17 protein-coding genes and 1 pseudogene are annotated in these 16,970 nt (G+C 60.6%); 13 read left to right on the top strand and 5 right to left on the bottom strand.

What is annotated here, in order from left to right:
• Nucleotides 1-55 precede the first annotated feature (55 nt).
• Both G5S37_RS20060 and G5S37_RS20055 read right to left on the bottom strand, forming a co-directional pair.
• Complete coding sequence (locus G5S37_RS20060; protein WP_165206221.1) at nucleotides 56-1,171, bottom strand: hypothetical protein; 1,116 nt, start codon at nucleotides 1,169-1,171, stop codon at nucleotides 56-58.
• A 494-nt stretch (nucleotides 1,172-1,665) separates the two neighbouring features.
• Nucleotides 1,666-1,899, bottom strand: coding sequence for a hypothetical protein (locus tag G5S37_RS20055; RefSeq protein ID WP_165206220.1), 234 nt, complete (start codon nucleotides 1,897-1,899; stop codon nucleotides 1,666-1,668).
• Between the two features lie 144 nt (nucleotides 1,900-2,043).
• Between G5S37_RS20055 and G5S37_RS20050 the strand changes: the two genes are divergently transcribed.
• Complete coding sequence (locus tag G5S37_RS20050) at nucleotides 2,044-2,628, top strand: hypothetical protein (RefSeq protein WP_165206219.1); 585 nt, start codon at nucleotides 2,044-2,046, stop codon at nucleotides 2,626-2,628.
• A gap of 17 nt (nucleotides 2,629-2,645) precedes the next feature.
• On the top strand, nucleotides 2,646-3,152 hold the full coding sequence (locus G5S37_RS20045) for a hypothetical protein (RefSeq protein ID WP_165206218.1): 507 nt from the start codon (nucleotides 2,646-2,648) through the stop codon (nucleotides 3,150-3,152).
• A 375-nt stretch (nucleotides 3,153-3,527) separates the two neighbouring features.
• Here the strand turns inward: G5S37_RS20045 and G5S37_RS20040 are convergent, their stop codons facing one another.
• Together G5S37_RS20040 and mutL are read right to left on the bottom strand one after the other, a co-directional pair.
• Nucleotides 3,528-4,223, bottom strand: a complete 696-nt coding sequence (locus G5S37_RS20040) for a hypothetical protein (RefSeq protein WP_165206217.1) — start codon at nucleotides 4,221-4,223, stop codon at nucleotides 3,528-3,530.
• Nucleotides 4,224-4,283: 60 nt separating this feature from the next.
• A complete protein-coding gene (gene mutL, locus G5S37_RS20035; RefSeq protein WP_165206216.1) occupies nucleotides 4,284-6,299 on the bottom strand; it encodes a DNA mismatch repair endonuclease MutL in 2,016 nt (671 codons plus the stop codon).
• Between the two features lie 162 nt (nucleotides 6,300-6,461).
• On the opposite strand from mutL, the gene G5S37_RS20030 reads away from it, so the two are divergent.
• From G5S37_RS20030 to G5S37_RS20010, 5 genes and pseudogenes are all read left to right on the top strand, one after another.
• Nucleotides 6,462-6,803, top strand: a complete 342-nt coding sequence (locus G5S37_RS20030; RefSeq protein ID WP_165206215.1) for an iron-sulfur cluster assembly accessory protein — start codon at nucleotides 6,462-6,464, stop codon at nucleotides 6,801-6,803.
• A gap of 108 nt (nucleotides 6,804-6,911) precedes the next feature.
• Nucleotides 6,912-7,787, top strand: a complete 876-nt coding sequence (locus tag G5S37_RS20025; RefSeq protein ID WP_165206214.1) for a hypothetical protein — start codon at nucleotides 6,912-6,914, stop codon at nucleotides 7,785-7,787.
• A gap of 500 nt (nucleotides 7,788-8,287) precedes the next feature.
• Nucleotides 8,288-8,637, top strand: a pseudogene (locus G5S37_RS32875) (DUF2200 domain-containing protein).
• Between the two features lie 57 nt (nucleotides 8,638-8,694).
• Nucleotides 8,695-8,889, top strand: coding sequence for a hypothetical protein (locus G5S37_RS20015; RefSeq protein WP_165206213.1), 195 nt, complete (start codon nucleotides 8,695-8,697; stop codon nucleotides 8,887-8,889).
• A gap of 43 nt (nucleotides 8,890-8,932) precedes the next feature.
• Nucleotides 8,933-9,388 (top strand): SRPBCC family protein, encoded by a 456-nt coding sequence (locus G5S37_RS20010; protein ID WP_165206212.1) that lies wholly within the window; start codon nucleotides 8,933-8,935, stop codon nucleotides 9,386-9,388.
• A gap of 169 nt (nucleotides 9,389-9,557) precedes the next feature.
• Here G5S37_RS20010 and G5S37_RS20005 read toward each other — a convergent pair whose 3' ends face one another.
• On the bottom strand, nucleotides 9,558-9,809 hold the full coding sequence (locus G5S37_RS20005) for a hypothetical protein (RefSeq protein WP_165206211.1): 252 nt from the start codon (nucleotides 9,807-9,809) through the stop codon (nucleotides 9,558-9,560).
• A 279-nt stretch (nucleotides 9,810-10,088) separates the two neighbouring features.
• Here G5S37_RS20005 and dnaA point away from each other — a divergent pair, with 279 nt between their 5' ends.
• The 6 genes from dnaA to cmk all read left to right on the top strand — a co-directional run bounded on the left by dnaA (nucleotide 10,089) and on the right by cmk (nucleotide 16,969).
• Complete coding sequence (dnaA, locus tag G5S37_RS20000) at nucleotides 10,089-11,606, top strand: chromosomal replication initiator protein DnaA (protein WP_165206210.1); 1,518 nt, start codon at nucleotides 10,089-10,091, stop codon at nucleotides 11,604-11,606.
• Between the two features lie 732 nt (nucleotides 11,607-12,338).
• Complete coding sequence (gene dnaN, locus G5S37_RS19995; protein ID WP_165206209.1) at nucleotides 12,339-13,436, top strand: DNA polymerase III subunit beta; 1,098 nt, start codon at nucleotides 12,339-12,341, stop codon at nucleotides 13,434-13,436.
• A gap of 12 nt (nucleotides 13,437-13,448) precedes the next feature.
• Nucleotides 13,449-13,946: a hypothetical protein gene (locus G5S37_RS19990; protein ID WP_165206208.1), complete on the top strand. Its 498-nt coding sequence runs from the start codon at nucleotides 13,449-13,451 to the stop codon at nucleotides 13,944-13,946.
• Between the two features lie 102 nt (nucleotides 13,947-14,048).
• Entirely contained in the window at nucleotides 14,049-14,921 is an 873-nt protein-coding gene (locus G5S37_RS19985) for a prephenate dehydrogenase/arogenate dehydrogenase family protein (protein ID WP_165206207.1), read from the top strand.
• A gap of 3 nt (nucleotides 14,922-14,924) precedes the next feature.
• Nucleotides 14,925-16,313: a 3-phosphoshikimate 1-carboxyvinyltransferase gene (aroA, locus tag G5S37_RS19980; RefSeq protein WP_165206206.1), complete on the top strand. Its 1,389-nt coding sequence runs from the start codon at nucleotides 14,925-14,927 to the stop codon at nucleotides 16,311-16,313.
• Complete coding sequence (cmk, locus tag G5S37_RS19975; protein ID WP_165206205.1) at nucleotides 16,310-16,969, top strand: (d)CMP kinase; 660 nt, start codon at nucleotides 16,310-16,312, stop codon at nucleotides 16,967-16,969. The genes aroA and cmk overlap by 4 nt, the downstream gene beginning before the upstream one ends.
• The last annotated feature ends 1 nt before the right edge of the window (nucleotide 16,970 follow it).

Genomic DNA, 16,970 nt, shown 5'->3' with positions numbered 1-16,970 from the left:
TGAAGAATGAGTCATGCATCGTCTGGTCACTGACTTACTGCTTACTGATTACTGCTTACTGGATTTGGTTCTCAGGGCGCTGGGAGGGTGGGAGTTCATCGGCGGGGTGGGGGGAGGCCTCCCACTCACGGTCGAGTTCCTGCATGCGGGTGAAGTGGGCAAAGCGCTCGTGCATGCTGAGCTCTGCCCGGCCCGGTGGTGAGGGTGTATCCGGAGATGATGCCTCCTCACACGCTTGCTCCTGCTCGTGCTCTTCCTCATGCTCTCTCCCAGGCGCATGACCTGCCCCCGGGCGCTTCCCCTGCCCACTCTTCTCCCTCTGCCGTCGCAGTCGTTCCTCCTCCTTCGCCTTCTTGTCCGCGTCCCTCGTGTTCCAGATTCGGACGAAGCTGTGGAGGTTCGCCCGCCAGTCGGCGATGGGCGTGAGGGTGCCTCGCACACTGGTCATCCATCCGTTGTCAGACCGGCTCTCATGCCACGCCGTGGCCTGTGCCGGGGTGATGGGGATGGGCGCCCCTTGCGCATAGGCGAGTGCCTGTTCCATGGTGGGATATTTGCCATCACACCCTATCGCATTCATGCTCATACTCTTGCTCCCGCTCATGCCCGTCGAGGGCAGAGCTTGCGCCGCAGGCGTGAGTGCCGCTGCTGCTGTTGTTGCCGCTGCAAAGGTTGGTGGAGGAGTTGCTGCTGGCGCAGCCTCCTCCATTCCATTTCCTGTTCCCGTTCCGTTTCCAACTCCACTTCCAGTTCCTATTCCTCTTCCATTCCCTTCCTCCATGGAGGCCTCCGGGAATGGTACAGGAGCCTTCATGGAAGCGTCCGGGAGGGGTAGGGAAAAGGTACTGGTGTCCTTCAAGCGGGAGGCGCGGGGTTTGTTCACGCACTGGTGCTTGGAGAAGTTGATGATGCGGCCCACCTTGCGGCCCTCCGTGTCCGTGCCCAGTTGCATCCAACCCACGCGGCACAGCTCCGCGAACATGCTCGGAACGTCCGGCGATGCCTCCGTAAAGGGAAACAGGTTCCCCTTGATGAGCGCCGCCGCCGCCAGGAAGTACCCCTCGTCATCCGCCCAGTTCAGCAGCGCGATGGCCAGCAGCCGCGTCTCCGCCGGCAGCGCCGCCATGCCCTCGTGATGCCAGAAGTCCGGTTTGATGGTGCGTATCCTCATGGTGATGGTGTGAGATGGTGTGATGGTGGCGGGTGTATGGGGCTTGCCGGGGGCAGATGGTCGTGTGGTGGTTCCGGGCAGCCGTCCTATCTCCGGAGTGCGGCATGGACCTGCGGCGAATTTGGAGTGCTGGATCCCGCATGCGGGACAGCTTTTCGCAGGCAGCTTGCTGCCGTGAAGCCAGAGGCAGGGAAGCCATTCCCAAGAGGTGAGGCATCATGGGTAGCTTCACGCAGAGCAAGCTCTGCTCCCGAAAGCTGTCCCGCATGCGAGATCCAGCACTCCAAATAGCTTCCTGCATCATCGTGGGCATTTGGCGAGCTTGTGAAATGGGGTGGCGTGCCGGGTGTGAGACATCGTGATGGGAAATGATGAGGGACTTCGGCGAGTCCCTCTCCCTGCGAGGAGCCATGCGTGCGGGGGAACTTGATTCGAGCCCAGTTCAGACCCACCCCAGCAAGACCTCCCTGCGGGGGACAGCGCGAGCCTCTCGATCAAGGAGCGGGACTCGCCGAAGTCCCGCGGTGGGGAGCCTTCGGTGCGGAGCCTCCCTTGCCCCCACCCGCCGCTTCCACGATACCGGTACCCACATCCGCTCCCACCCCCATCCCCGCCAGCACCCTTCGCCGCGCCTGCTGCGCCAGCGACCGACCCTCTGCCTTCGCCTCCGTTTCCAGCCGGGACTTCTCCTCGGCGGTGAATGGCACACTGACGTAAATCTTGCTCATGACTTCGTGTGTATGTCCTGTGCTGTATATCCAGATGGATATACAATACCGCGAAGAAAGAGCAACTTGGAAGTTCATAGAATCGCGGAAGATTCCAAAACTTCGCTGTGGACGTTCGTTTGTATGTCCAATAAACTAACAATCATGCCCACCCCGCCCCGCAAAGACGGCAAGACCCAGCTCGGCGTCTGGCTCTCCCCAGACGAGCGCAAGACCCTCGCCCGCACCCTGGAATCCCTGGGCCGCAAGACCTTCGCCGACCTCGCCCGCCTCCTCATCGCCGCCGGCGAATGGCCCGAGTCCCACGTGGAAGCCCTGAAGACCCTCATCAACACCCGCGACCAGGCCCTGAAGGACGGGCGGAATGAAGTCGTGCTGGTGCGAGTGACCCCGGGGGAGTTTCAGGCGCTGGCCAAGGTAGCCGCAGAAGACAGCGAGCCTATGGAGGAAGTGGTGCAAGGACTCGTGACGGCGAGGCTGGGGGGTGGGGAGGAGCAGCCGTCGGGTGGGGCGAATGCCAGCCCCGCATCCGCTGGGTCTACCATAATTCCATCCACCCCCACCACCCACGAATCCGCCCGCCTCTACCGCGAGATCCTTCAGCGCCTGGATGAAGCGGCCGCATCAGCGGCCGGTGCTGCTGCTGGTGATGGCGTCCGTGTTGGCGTGGATGACCTCGCGCGGAAGAAGCTGCATCAGCGGCTAGACGAGTTTTTGGATGTGGTGTAGAATAAATCAACGGCCCCGTGAAAACAGCCCTCACCATCGTCGCTTGGATTTGTACATCGGGCCTAGCGTATGCAGATCTCGCAAGCGATCCGCCGAGTGTGGTGAAGAACTATGCGACTCGTGCGTCGTTGAGTACGGGCCAATATAAGAGCGATGGTGACATGGTGCGGGCCTGTTCGACTTATGTGGAGATTCCTTCGCCATCTGCCGATTCGCTTAAGAACAACATTGCCTACTATATTGAGGGTAGCTTCGAGCGCGTGGCACAGGTGAGGCTCGTGCTGAACGTCAACTCTCCGGTCGATTCAGAGCAAGCATTACAGGAACTGTCCAAGGCTGCCGCCGTGGTGGTGGCGAATGCCGTAGGCAAGCCCATCCCTGCCGAAATCACCAAAGCGATTCTAAAGTACGAACGTGACCAGCACTGGCGGACCGGCGTCTACGACATCAAGCTGACGCTCATAAAGTGGAATACAGGCAGTGGCAGCTATACGATGCGGTTCACAATTGATGTGGTGAAGTGATTATTGGCGAATGTTCGAGTTGGGCGAAGGCAGGGTGGAAACTCCTACACCGAAGGTGTTGCACATTGTCCAGCCCAAGGTCAGCTTCACCGCGAAGCGGTAAGCGCCACCTTGGGTGGCTGCATCAAGATGCTGAACGCTGTAAGCGTTCTACAAAGGCGCTGCGTGAGGAGGCAGTCCGTGCCGCCTGCTTCTCTGTGGAACGCTTTCAGCGTTCGGATACCTCCTGAGTCCACCCAAGGTGGCGCCTGCTTCGCAGGCTGACCTTGGGCTGGACGATGTGCAACGCCTTCGGCGTAGAAGCATCTATCTCCTCAGTGCTCTTGTTGAACACACTTGCCCGAAGCAGGACACTCCGATCCCCACGGCATATGGTCAGGCACTTTTCTTTGCGTGGTCGAGGTATTCACGCTCAAGCGGTGATAGTGGAAGCTTGCCGTGCGTGGCGAACCAGATGGTATTCTCAAGGCAAAAGCGAAAAATAAACTCGCCAGGTGATTGCGCACAGATGTAGATGCTTTTGAGTGCGTCATCATAGGAAAGCAGGACGTCTTCTTCGGCCAGGTAGTGCATTGCCTCGAAGATATCCTGTTCGATGAAGTAGTTGCTGACCAGCACTCTCGTTGGCCTGCTCCGTTGGAAAAGCAGATACCACATAACACAACACTGCGAGTCGTTCATGAACCGGACTACGTAGTTGCCAGGATAACCGGGAAGTGGGGTGACGGTATCCGCGAACTCCAGATAGCAGCCGGTACACGTCGGTATCTGTGCCTGAATCTCAGGCTGCCTCATCAATATCTCAATTTCCTCGGGGAGGGAGAATCCGAGCGCTTGAAGCTCGGATTCGATGCTTCCGTAACTTGCGATATTGTTGTCAGGGCTGTCCAGGGTGGAGCCGTCGTAGTCTCGCGCGGGAATTTCAGAGAGCCAATCAAACAAGGAGTGAGTCAGAGGCAACGCTGGCACCCGCGAATACTCCACAAAAGTGTAAGTACTGAGCGTATCCCAAATCCCGCTGTTTCCGGCAGTAATCCATCGACGTTCGATGTTCTCTTCAGGAATGAGCATGGAAGCTGGTGAGTTGACTTAGGAGGAGTGCGATTGCTTGGAATATCCTGCGCGGAAATCTCACGGCGCCCTCCGCCCAAACTTCTTCTCCAGCTCCGGCAGCGAGATCTGTATCAGCGTGGGGCGGCCATGCGGGCAGCAGTAGGGCATTTCACAAGCCAGCAAATCCTCCAGCAGCTTCTTGAGTTCGGGGTCGCGGAGGTGGTCGTTGGCCTTCACGGCGTGGCGGCAGACGGTGGTGGCGATCATGTCCTCGCCGAGGCGCAGGGCGGAGGTCTTGGAACCGGCGCCGGCGAGTTCGTCCAGGACGTCGCGGAGTAGGCCGAGCGGGTCGTCGGTTTTGATGAAGGCGGGCAGGGCGTCGAGCTTGAAGGCGTTCGTGCCAAAGGGCTCGGCCTCGATGCCGAGCTTGTGCAGGACGGGGAGGTTGCGGCTGAGCACATCGAAGTCCCGCGGGGTGGTCTGCATGGTGAGCGGGATGAGCAGGCGCTGGGAGGGCACGCCCTCGGTCTCCATGGCGCGGCGCATCTGCTCGAAGAGCACGCGTTCATGGGCGGCATGCTGGTCCATGAGCACGAGGCCCTCGGCGTTTTCCATGAGGACGTAGAGCTTGTGCAGGACGCCGAGGATGCGGAAGGAGCCGGGGGCGGGGGTGGAGGGGGAAGAGGGGAGAGTGGGAGAGGGGGAGACGGGGAGACGGGGAGCGGAGTCAGGGGGTGATGCTGCCTCGGTCGGGGAGGGAGCAAGAGGAGGAGCATGAGCAAGAGCAGGAACGGAGGGAGAAGGCGTACCGCTGCGTGCGGTGACCACGGCGGTTGGTTCGTCCTCCTCCTCGTGCTCGTTCTCGTCCTCGGACCGGGATGGCGGACTGCTGGGAGCGGGCGCCGCATCTTGACCCGCCGGTGGCGTCACCGCTGCAGCCTGCCTCGGCGTAGCCACCGGCATCGCACTCCAGTCACTTCTCAGCGCCACCTGTTCCCGCTCGGGAATGGCCAGGGAGGTCTGCACTTCATCGGCGGCGGGAATCTGCGGTGCAGCGGTACTGCGCCCCACGGGCATGGGCATGTGGCCGGTGGAGAGTCGGGTGGCGGCCTCCAGGGTGCGGCGCACGGCCTGCACCACGGCTTCACGCACGCCGAAGCCGTTGTGGAAGCGCACTTCCTTCTTCGCCGGGTGCACATTGATGTCGAAGGTGTCCGGCTCCATCTCCAAATAGAGGAAGGTGATGGGGTGCTGGCCCTTCATGAGCGCGGTGTGGTAGGCCTCGCGCAGGCCGTAGGCCAGGGTGGGGCTGTCCACGGAGCGCTTGTTCAGGAAGGTGAACTGCATCTGGCGGTTCGCACGACTCACGCCGGGTCCGGCGATGTAGCCCTGCACCGTGACGCCCTGCAGGGTGAAGGGCTCCACTTCATAGAGTCGGCGCGCCATGTCTGCCCCACACAGGCCCTCGATACGGGCGAGCAGGCTGTCCGTGGCGGGCAGGTGGAAAAGCACCTCGCCATCCCGCACCAGGGTGAAGGCGATTCTGGGATTCGCCACGGCATGCACGCGGAACTGCTGCTCCACATGCGCGTACTCGGTGGCCTCCGAGCGGAGGAACTTGCGACGCGCCGGTATATTATAGAAGAGCGAGCGCGCCTCCACCACGGTGCCGGGGGCGCCGCCGTAGTCGCGCACGGCGTGCATTTTTCCTCCATGCACTTCCACTTCGGTCCCAGCCAGGGCATCAGGTTCGCGGGTGGCCAGGCGGAAGCGGGACACGCTTGCAACGCTGGGCATGGCTTCTCCACGGAAGCCAAGCGTGCGGATGGAGGCGAGGTCTTCCTTCGTGTGGATTTTGCTCGTGGCGTGGCGCTCCAGGCAGAGGAGCGCATCCTCACGGCCCATGCCATGACCATTGTCCACCACACGGATGAGCGAGGAGCCACCGCGCTGCACATGCACTTCCACATGCGTGGCGCCGGCATCGATGCTGTTGTCCACCAGTTCGCGTACCACTGCGGCGGGCCGCTCCACCACTTCACCCGCGGCCACCTGGCTTGCCAGTGCGTCGGGGAGAATGCGAATTCTGCTCATCGTGTTTGCGTCAATTCAAATACTTGCTACGTAGCCATCATAGCGTCATCCACGCTCATCTGTCAGGGATGCCAAAGCAACCCCGCTGATGCTGACGAGCTGCCTTTGGTGCCTTCCGGGATGCGCGATGCTTGCTATAATGTTGTATACTATTGTCATGCCATGATTGCCGTCTCTGAGAATGCCGTCAAACACCTGCGCGAGCTTTTGGAAAGCAAGAACGCCGCTGCGGGCACGGGACTGCGTCTCATGGTGAAGCGCGGTGGTTGTGCAGGGCTGGAGTATGCCATGAAGCTCGATACTCCCGCCGAGGCCGACCAGGTCTACGGCGAGGGTGGCGTGCAGGTCATCGTGGACCCCGAGAGTCTCTCCTTCCTGGATGGCTCGGAGATCGACTATTCAGACAGTTTGAGTGATGGCGGCTTCAAGGTTCTCAATCCCCAAGCCGAGAGAACCTGTGGCTGTGGCTCCTCTTTCGAACCCCGAAAGGCGGACGCCAAATGAACAAATGCCTTCCTAAATCCCCCGAAAATGTTAGTTTTTATAGGGGAGTCGAATTCGAGACCCTGGCGTGTGGCGGGTCTCTCACCTGATTGATGATCAAGTTCCTCCATGAGCATTCACTTTCTCAATGATGGCTCGGACTTCCGCTCGCGCAGCGGGGGCGGGTCTCTCGCCAAAACCCGTGGCGATACCACCCTTTTCTGGTGGACCATCCTCATCACCTTGCTGATGGGCCTGGCCACCTTCTGCTGGTTTTTCAGCATCATGGTCTTCAAGTATCCGGAGAAGCCCTTCCACTATAATCTGCTCACGAAGCTGGAGAAGCTGGAGCCGATTCAGAAGTTCGACCCGCTGAAGATTCCCAACGGCACCTTCGTGGGCCCGCGCGACCTCCTGGCGAAGTACTACAACTACAATCCTGAGCAACTCCAGCTCGCCAACGACCTGCTGAAGCGCACCTACATCCTGAACTACACCACGGAGAACCCGGTGTACGTGAAGGGCACCTATGTGGTGATGTTTGCCCGGCCCCTGCAAGAGGGCGATGTCATGAAGGAGGGGTGGGTCGTCCGCGCCCGCTCGGAGGAGCTGGAGGACGTGCAGGTGGAGCTGCTGCTGCCCGGCGCGAAGTCGGCTGAATCTCCCTTCAAGCCCGACCAGAAGTTCACCTTGGATAACAAGAATCACATCTGCTGCGTGATCAATGTGGTGCGCAACCGCGATACGGACGGCGTGTGCGCCACCGTGGCCCCGCTGACCTACGCCGGCTTCACCACGCCGGAGAAGAAGCCGATTACCATCGCCCCGCCCACGAAGCTGAACATGGAGGCTGGCTGGCCCGTACTGGCCAATACGCCCATGCCGGCGATTCCGGTAGACGAACAGCAGCTTCAGCAGCAGCCCGATGGAGCCGCTCCCAAGGCCATTCCCGTGGCTGAGCCGGTGAAACCGGCGAATACGGCGCAGGTGAAGCTGCCGCGTTAGGGGGTGCTGGGTGTGGCGGGCTGCGTGGTTGGTTGAAACGCAAAGCAGCAAAGCAGCAGCGTTTAGGAGATGGTAACGGCGACGCGGAAATCGGGGAGCCGAAGGCCTTGGACTGCGCGCAGCCTGCTGCCGCTTTGAAGAGTCCACAGCCTGCTGTGGCGATGTTGATACTCGCTTGTGAGGCGATGCGTCCAAATATGCTTGGCGACTTCGTCGCGGTGGAGTGTGCAGCAGGCTGCACTGCAGGAAAGCGGCAGCAGGCTGCGCGCAGTCCAGGGACGCTGCGCGTCAGCATCGGGGGGGCCTCTGGGTGTTTTATGATTTCTTTGGTCTTCCTCAGTCTCCGAAGTTCCTCTGCGTCTCTGTGTCTCTGTGTCTCTGTGTTGAACACCCTGCACCCAAACACACCCATTTTCGGGCGTGTGGCGTCGCAGCATGACGTTTCTAAAATGCTCCAGCCGCGCTTGGATGCGGAGCCAGGCCGATGTAAAACAAACCCCATGGCCAAGCACCGCATCTACACCGTGAGCTTCGCGAGTGTGTATCCCTTCTATATAGCCAAGGCGGAGAAGAAGGGGCGCACGAAGGCGGAGGTCGATGAAATCATCCGCTGGTTGACCGGGTACAGCCAGAAAGAGCTGGAGACCCACCTGAAGAAGCAGACGGACTTTGAGACCTTCTTCGGCGAGGCAGCTGGGCTGAATCCTTCGCGGACCTTAATCAAAGGCACGGTCTGCGGCATCCGGGGGAGGACATCGAAGAGCCGACCATGCGGGAGATTCGCTACCTGGACAAGCTCATCGACGAGCTGGCTAAGGGGAAGGCGATGGAGAAGATTTTGCGGAAGTAGCAAACCTTCAATCAAATAGAGCAATCTGCTCCATCAGTCGCCACGGGTCTGCCCGACATGAATAAAATCATAGATGCACAGGTCAGAGGGTTTCTCGTCGCGGCGTGCGTCATGGGCGTGTTTAGCATGGCGATCTACACCATGCTCGGGGAGTTTTTTGTGGCTTTTGTAATAGCCCCGCTCGGTGCCGCACTGTTTGGGATCATGGGGTATGCATTCATAAAAATCCTGGCGTGGGCTTCAAAGCGGTGACAACGCTAGCCGCGCTCAGAGGTACTGCGTTGACTCCCTCCCCATGCCCACCTTCCGCTCGGAGTGCATCCTCAACGCCTCAGCGGAGGCGTTGTTTGAGTTTCATAACAATCCGGCAAACCTAATGAAGGTCATGCCACCGACGTCAAGATTGGTGGAACTTCGCGCGGATGAGAGCGCGGTGGAAGGCGGCGTCATCGAGCTGCGCATGCGGGAGCTCGGCATCGTGCCCATGCGGTGGAAGTGCCGCTGGAAGCGCGTGGAACCTCCCCATTTGTTGGTGGATGAGATGGTGGAAGGTCCATTCCAATCTTTCGTGCATCACCACCGGTTTGAATCGATGGATAAAATGCGCACGAGGATGGTGGATGAAATCTATTACACCATGAGGGGTGGCTGGCTCGGGCATCTATTTTCCATCACGTTCTTTCGCATCTATCTCACAATGATGTTCGCCTGGCGGAAGCGCCGGATGCGGCAGCTCTTCAATGAGGGTTGATGGTCTTTGGTTGATAGTTGATAGCCTGAGAAGGTTGAGAGTTGAGTGTCTGATACATTCCAGTCCCTCAAACTCAGCTGCGTTTTTACGCTGGATCCCGAGCTGGCTCTGCACTCGAGTTTTTCAGACTCTAGACTTCTTCAGGCTATCAACCATCGACCATCAACTATCAACTCTTCCTCGATGCTTGAATCCACTCCAGCGCCTTCTGATAACTCGCCTGCTGCAGGAAGTGTCGCAGACGTCCATCAAGTTGTGAGCGCAGGCGTTGATGCTCTGCATCGATTGCTTCAGAGACTTCGCGCAGTGCCGCGAGATGTGCTTCAGCATCCTTCATGCGAAGTTCGCTGTCGGCGATCACATCGAGCCGTTTTTGTAAAAGTTCGGCAAGTGTGTCAAGGGTTGGAGAAGCGTCGGACATGGCTTAAAAAACAACACATCGAGCCGCATGCAAGGCAGCACAAGGCATGGGGAATCACGACCAAAACGGCAAGCCTTTTTTTGATTTTTTGACGCAAGTTGAAAGTTTGGAAAGAGTTTTCAAAATGATCGAAGATTATCTTGTGACTTTCTCGAATGAGTCCTAAACGAGAGGGATGAATTTCAAAAATTTCGCCGCAGGGGATTGTGTAGGGAAGGTTAATGAAGCGAAAGAGCTGAACACTGCGGAGTGAAATTCACGACATCAACTATGCTTGCCATGAGCACGTCCCGTCGTGACCTTGATCCCGAAGAGGAAGGTGAACTTCTTCCTCTCAAATTCCCCGGTGTACCGGAGCCTGGACCTGAAGTGAAGGCCTGGAAGCGCGCTGCTGTGGATCTCGGTGGAAAAATTGGATCGCTGAGTTTTGACCGTTGGTTCTCCAAGGTCACCATCGAACGTCTTGACCCTGCACCGGTGGTGCTGCGGGTGCCGAACCTCATGCACCAGTACTGGATTGAGGAGCATTTCATGGAGCCGCTCACTTCCTGCATTGCAGATGTGGCGGGTGGTGCTTGTGACATCGAGTTCATGGTGGACCCTGAGGTTCCCGTGGAGTCCCGTCCGCAGCTTCGTGAAGCTGCGCGCAGCATGGACCGTCGCCGTGAGACAGCGGTCACGATCGAGGCCACCGGAGATGAGGTTCCCTTCCGCGATGAAGCGCGCTTTGCCCGCAGCCTTTCGGATGCCGGACTGAACCACCGCTTCTCGTTCGACTCCTTCGTGGTGGGTCCGAACTGCTCGTACTCGTTTGCCGCGGCCCGCGCCGTTGCGGAAAAGCCTGGAAAAACTTATAACCCGCTTTTCCTTCATGGAAATGTGGGTCTGGGCAAGACGCACCTGATGCAGGCCATCGGCCAGGAGATTCTGCGCAACAAGCCGCGCAAGGTCGTGCGCTATGTCACCAGCGAGGCCTTCACCAATGAGTACATCGAGGCGGTGCGCATGCATCGCGTGAATGCCTTCCGCCAGAAGTACCGCAAGGTGGATGTCCTCATGATCGATGACATCCAGTTCTTCGCGGGCAAGGGTGGCACGCAGGAAGAGGTGTTCCACACCTTCAATGACCTGTTCAATTCCTTCAAACAGATCATCCTCACGAGCGACCGCGCACCGAGCGACATCAAGAATCTGGAAGAGCGTCTCGTCTCCCGCTTCGAGTGGGGGATGACGACCATGATCGAGTCGCCCGATGTGGAGACTCGCACGGCGATTCTGCGCCAGAAGACACGTGACTGGGCGGTGCCGGTGGAGGACTGGGTGCTCACGTTCCTGGCGGAGAATGTCCGTACCAACGTGCGCCGTCTCGAGGGGTCCCTCATGCGCGTGGCGGGCCACATTTCCATGTCCGGCACGGGTGACCGCAGCAAGCCGGCCGAGCCCCTGACCAAGGAAACGCTCAGCACGCTGCTGGCGGACATCCTGGAGGAGCCCGCGACCGGGGTGATCACCATCGACATCATCCAGAAGGTGGTGGCCGAGCATTTCGACATCCGTCTCGCAGACATGAACAGCAAGCGCCGTCCAGCGAACATTGCCCTGCCGCGGCAGATTGCCATGCACCTGGCCCGCGAGCTTACCAAGTCTCCGTTCAAGGAGATTGGCGATGCCTTCGGCGGGAAGGACCACGGCACCATCATCCACGCCTGCAAGACCATCGCCCAGAAGATGACGAAGAGTGAGGAGTTCCGCCAGGTGGTGACGGCCCTCACGGAGCAAATCCGGAAGGCGGTGTAGAGGCTGGGACTTGGGCCTGGGCTTTGTCCCGAATAGACCCTGCTCCTTGTCAAAAAGGGGCGGGGTGGGGGGGTGAATGTGAGACGGATTACCCTGTCCCGGCAGCGCTGTTGCGGGGCATTTGGGCCTGGGTGGTCGTTTCTCTACGCCGAAGGCGTTGTACATCGTCTAGCCCAAGGTCAGCTTGCGTAGCAAGCGCCACCTTGGGTTGCGGTAGGAAAGAATCGTACTCCGAAGGAGTTCCACAAACCGCCGCTGGTGTCAGTCGACGTGATATACCGGTGGACCGATTTTGTGGAACACCTTCGGCGTTCAGGAATAGCTCCGACTGTCCCAGGGTGGCGCCCGCTTCGCGGGCTGACCCTGGGCTATGCATGTGTAACGCCTTCGGCGTAAAAGCAGCGTGAAACAGTGGTTGGCCGCGCAGACCCGTCAGAACGCTCTGGCCATCCCGAAGGGCAGCGGGGCCGTAGCCAGCGGTGCCGGCCACTACGAAGAGAAGGCGCTGCGTCACCGCGTCCAGGTACCATTCCAAGCTCCATCCGGCGGCAAATTTCAAGCCGCAAAAGGAGTCAAAATCGCGACGTCCCGTTGCTTGAGCCTCTTTAGGTTAGCGTCCATCGGGAGCGGTGGCGGGGGGGACCACTATATTCCTTTAGACAGCCGGACGATTTCCGCCATTATGCTTGCTTAATTTTAGCCTCTCGCTAAGAGAGGTGCGCAAGTCCGATCATGAAATTCTCGATCAGCAAGGAAGCCTATCTCAGCGCCCTTCAGCAGGTGCAACACGTCGTCAGCACACGCACCACGCTGCCGATTTTGTCCAACGTCCTCATCAAGGCGGGCAAGGGCGAACTCCTTTTTGCAACGACGGACTTGGACGTCGGTATCAGCGGCACCGTGAAGGCCGATGTGGAAGAAGGCGGAGCTACCACCCTGCCGGCCCGTCGCCTCGCCACCATTGTGCGCGAACTCCCCGCGGATGAAGTCGATGTGTCTGTGGATGAAAAAAATGTGGCGCACATCCGCAGCGGCCCGAGCTCCTTCAAGCTCATGGGTCTCGCGCACGATGAGTTCCCCCCGCTCCCGACCTTCAACGACGCCCGCGAGTTCAAGCTTGAGCAGCGCGTGCTGAAGGAGTGCCTCCGCAAGACCTCCTACGCCATCTCCACGGACGAGACCCGTTACGTGCTGAATGGCATCCTGTGCTCCTTCCGCGACAACATGCTGACCATGGTGGCCACGGACGGACGCCGTCTCGCCATGGTGGAGCAGGAGCTGGAGTTTCCCCAGAGCCACGAGGGTGACATCATCATCCCCACGAAGGCGGTGAATGAAATCCAGCGCCTCCTCGGAGACGAGGGTGAGGTCACCTTGAAGGTGGCTTCCGGTCAGGTTGGCTTTGATCTTGGCAACTATTTCCTCGCCAGCAAGTTAATCGAAGGGAACTACCCCAACTACCGGCAGGTGATCCCAGGAGAAAGCAAAGAACGCATCACACTCGAGCGCGAGCCCCTGCTCCGCACGCTCGCCCGTGTGTCGCTTCTCCTCAGTGACAAGTCGAACTCGGTGAAGCTCCACTTCTCCAAGGACAATCTCGAAGTGGTGGCGAACTCGCCGGACGTGGGTGAGGCCCGTGAAAGCGTGGCCATCAACTACAAGGGGGTGGAAATGACCGTCGCCTTCAATCCGGAATTCCTCATGGCTCCGCTGCGCAACCTGCTGAGCGATGAAGTGCACCTTCATCTCATTGACGAAATCAGCCCAGGTGTGATCAAGAGTGGAAGCAGCTTCCTCTATGTGCTCATGCCCATGCGCGTGAATTCCTGACCCCCTTCTCCCATGAAACACATCAACCTCCTGCGTCTCCTCGGTGCCGCTTTTTGTGTAAGCTTCGCAAGCTGCGAATCCACCTGGCCCTACGGTGCGTCTGACACGGAGAGCCGTCGTGGCTCCGGCTATTCGCTGGACAACCCGCCCTCCAGCCAGTCGCGCTACCTGCCCGGTACCACCGCGACGACCGCTCCCGGCGTGACCTCCACGACCTCGACCACGGAAACGACGGAGACCACCAGCACTGCGCCTCCGGAGAACTCGGTGCAGCCGGCGCCCACGGAAAACAATCTTCCGCAGCCTCCGCCCCCGCCGACGAATACTACCACGACGACCACCACCACGGTGGCTCCCGCGAGCTACGGTTCCCCGGTTCCTGGCCGCAAGGGCTTCGTCTATCCCCCCGGTTCCGACCAGAAGCCGGAGAACATGGTGGATGTGCGTGACTTCACCCCCGGCCAGAAGGTGCGTGACCCGCGCACGGGCAAGGTCTTCCTGGTGCCTTGATTCTCCAGCAGACCTGATACTCTAAGAATTGCGGGCGCGTTGGCATCCCAACGCGCCTTTTCTTTCCTCCCCGACTGTCCCGTCCTCTCCCCGTCTTTTCCCGTGAATTCCCGCTTTCCTGAACGCGTGGCCATCCTGGCGCCCGGTCTCCTCGGGGGCTCGCTGCTGCGCGCCCTGCGGGAGCGCTGCGGGGGCATCCACCTGCGCGTGTGGGCGCGGCGCGAGGAAGCGGCTGAGCAGGTGAGAAAGTCCGGCATTGCCGACCTGGCCACCTCGGACCTCCATGAGGCGGTGTCGGGCGCGGATTTCATCGTCCTGTGCATGCCCGTGGAGCACATGGCCGCCATCGCCAAGCAACTCGTGCAGGCGCCCGTGAGCCCGGGATGTGTGGTGACAGACGTCGGGAGCGTGAAAACATCTGTGGTCTTCGCCCTGGAGCAGATTTTTGCAGGCAGCCAGCTCCACTTTCTCGGGAGCCACCCCATGGCAGGCTCGGAGAAGGCCGGCTTTGAAGTTTCCCGGGCGGACCTCTTCGAGGGCGCCAGTTGCCTGCTCACGCCCACGCTGCTCACCGACGCCTCCGCCCTGCAGGTCACCCGCGCCGTGTGGGTGAAGGTTGGCTGCCGCCTCCGCGAAATGTCGCCGGAGGACCACGACCGCATCGTGGCCCGCGTCAGCCACCTGCCGCATCTCGCTGCCGCTGCCGTGACCCTGGCGGCGCTGCATGACCACCAGGACGCCGCCGGTTGCATTGGCAATGGCTTCCGCGACACCACCCGGGTGGCCGCCGGAGACGCCGACCTGTGGCGCGGCATCGTGCTGGAGAATCGCACCGAGGTCCTCGCCGCCCTGACGGACGCGCGGGACCGTTTCAATGAACTGCTTGCGATGCTGGAGAAGATGGATGAGAAAGCTCTTCGTCATTTCCTACACGAGGCTCAACTGCTCCGGCAGGGCGTGCCTGCCAGTTCCTGAATCATGTCCCAGATCAAAGTCCGCAAACTCAAGCACATCCCTTCCGAAATCACCGTCCCGGGGGATAAGAGCATCAGCCACCGGTCGGTGATGTTCGCCGGCCTGTGCGAGGGCACGACGGTGATCGACAACTTCCTCCCCAGCGAAGACTGCCTCTGCTCGCTCGCGGCCATGCAGGCCATGGGTGCGGAGTGTGAGGTGCTGGAGACAGACGGCCGTGGCAAGCCCGTGAGGCTGGCCGTCACCGGCCATGGCATGCGGCTCAAGGCGCCCGCCGCTCCGATTGACTGCGGGAACTCGGGCACCACCATGCGCCTCATGTCCGGCCTCCTGGCCGCGCAGCGTTTCAACACCACGCTCTCAGGTGATGAGAGCCTCTCCCGCCGCCCCATGAAGCGCGTGGCGGACCCGCTGGCGCTCATGGGCGCGAAGGTGACGGGGCAGGGGGACAAGATTTGCGCACCCATCACGGTGCACGGCGGTGACTTGAATGCCATCACCTACGCCCTTCCCATGGCCAGCGCGCAGGTGAAGAGCGCCGTGCTGCTCGCAGGCTGGAACACGCAGGGCAAGACCTCCGTGGTGGAGCCTGCGGTCACCCGCGACCACACCGAGCGGCTGCTCGCACACTTCGGCGTGAAGGTCGTCCGCGATGGCAATACCGTGAGCATCTACGGCGGCCAGAAGCCTGAGCCGAAGGACCTGTATGTGCCCGGAGACATCTCCAGCGCCGCCTTCTGGATGGTGGCTGCGGCGGCTACGCCAGGCGTTCAGCTGACCCTCAAGGACGTGGGCCTCAATCCCACCCGCACCGGCATTCTCAACGTGCTCATCCGCATGGGCGCGCAGATCAGCGACAATGTGAACTACCCGGACGGCGAACCTCGCGGCAACGTGGTGATTCACGGCGGCGAGCTGAATGCCACCGTGATTGGCGGCGACGAGATTCCGAATGTGATCGATGAGCTGCCCATCCTCGCCGTCGCTGCAGCGCTGGCGCGTGGCACCACCATCATCAAGGATGCAGGCGAGCTGCGTGTGAAGGAGACGGACCGCATCTCCGCCGTGGCGCAGAACCTCCGCCTCATGGGAGTACCCGTGGAAGAGTTCCCGGATGGCATGGAAATCACCGGGGGCATGGAGCTCACCGGCACCACGCTGACCAGCTTCGGCGACCATCGCATCGCCATGGCGTTCGCGATTGCCGGTCTGTATGCCGAGGGTGTCACCACCATCGATGACACCGAGTGCATCTCGACCTCCTATCCCGGGTTCGAACAGCATCTCTCCCTTTTTTTGAATGAACCGCGATTCCCTGACGAGCCCACGCCGGTGATCAACCGCGTGCCGCAGGAGGTGGGTGAGCGTCTTTCCTCTCAAGACCAGTCATGAGCAGCCGCGCTCCCCAGGTCATTGCCATGGACGGCCCCGCCGCCTCCGGCAAGAGCAGCGTGGCGCGTGAAGTCGCCGCGAAGCTCGGCTGGATCTATGTGAACACGGGAAACATGTACCGTGCCGCCACGTGGGCCGTGGTGGAGTCCGGCACCAATCCCGAGGATGAAGCCGCCGTGCTCGCCGTGGTGCAGGGCACGGATTTCCAGTGCACCGTGGAAGGTGGCCGCAGTGTCATCCGCGTGAATGGCGCGGACGTGGAGTCCCAGCTCAATTCCGAGTCGGTGAATCGCGGCGTGTCCTACGTGGCAAAGATTCCGCAGGTGCGTGAGATCCTCGTGGCCATGCAGCGTGATGTTGGCCATACGCACCGCTCCGTGATGGAAGGTCGCGACATCGGTACCGTGGTTTTCCCGGACGCGCTCGTGAAGTTCTACATCGATGCGAGCGAGGAAGTGCGCGCCAAGCGCCGCGGACTTCAAGGCCACGCTGACAGCGTGCGCGAGCGCGACCGCATCGACTCCACCCGCAAGACCGCGCCGCTCACGGCAGCGGCGGATGCCGTGGTGGTGGACAGCTCGGAGATGACGCTGGAGCAGGTGGTGGCGCGAATCCTGGAACTGCTCCGTGAGCGTGGCGTGACTGCTGCTGCTTGAA

This window comes from Roseimicrobium sp. ORNL1 (assembly GCF_011044495.1).
GTDB lineage: Bacteria > Verrucomicrobiota > Verrucomicrobiia > Verrucomicrobiales > Verrucomicrobiaceae > Roseimicrobium.
The sequence above is the reverse complement of the archived record's forward strand: the minus strand, read 5'-3'. Positions and strand labels throughout refer to the sequence as shown.